The organism is Rhodococcus sp. EPR-157, assembly GCF_001647195.1.
Taxonomy (GTDB): Bacteria; Actinomycetota; Actinomycetes; order Mycobacteriales; family Mycobacteriaceae; genus Rhodococcoides.
The window spans coordinates 1-679 of sequence record NZ_LVCV01000244.1 but is presented as its reverse complement, the minus strand read 5'-3'; the positions used below and the strand labels follow the sequence as shown (position 1 = coordinate 679).

At 60.7% G+C, this 679-nt stretch carries 1 protein-coding gene; it reads left to right on the top strand.

The genetic code is table 11. From position 1 onward, the window contains the following. Positions 1-679, top strand: a 679-nt coding sequence (locus tag A2J03_RS10970; protein WP_197480717.1) for a cytosine permease, incomplete at both ends; no start/stop codon positions are given.

Sequence of the window (679 nt, the reverse complement as noted above, 5' to 3'; positions counted from 1 at the left end):
ATGCCGTCACTGCCGACTATGGCTTCGCCGGTCTCTCTGCACTCGGCTGGGCGAGCTTCCTGTTCCTCTGGGTGCTGCAGGCCGCCGTGTTCTGGCGCGGTATGGAATCGATTCGCAAGTTCATCGACTTCTGTGGACCTGCGGTGTACGTGGTCATGTTCGCATTGTGCGGTTACCTGATTTGGAAAGCAGGTTGGGGCGCAATCGATCTCAACCTCGGCGAGGTCGAGTACACCGGATTCAGCGCAGTGCCCGTCATGCTCGGTGCGATCGCGCTCGTCGTGTCCTACTTCTCCGGCCCGATGCTCAATTTCGGTGACTTCTCCCGCTACGGCAAGTCCTACGCGGCGGTCAAGAAGGGCAACTTCCTGGGCCTGCCGGTGAACTTCCTCGTCTTCTCCATCCTCGTCGTCGTCACTGCGTCGTTGACGCTGCCGGTCTTCGGCGAACTCATCACCGACCCCGTCGAGACGGTCGCTCGAATCGACAGCACGTTCGCCATCGTGCTGGGCGCGCTCACCTTCACGATCGCCACGATCGGTATCAACATCGTCGCCAACTTCATCTCCCCCGCATTCGACTTCTCCAATGTCAGCCCGCAGAAGATCAGCTGGCGTGCGGGCGGCATGATCGCAGCCGTCGGCTCGGTGCTCATCACGCCGTGGAACCTGTACAACAA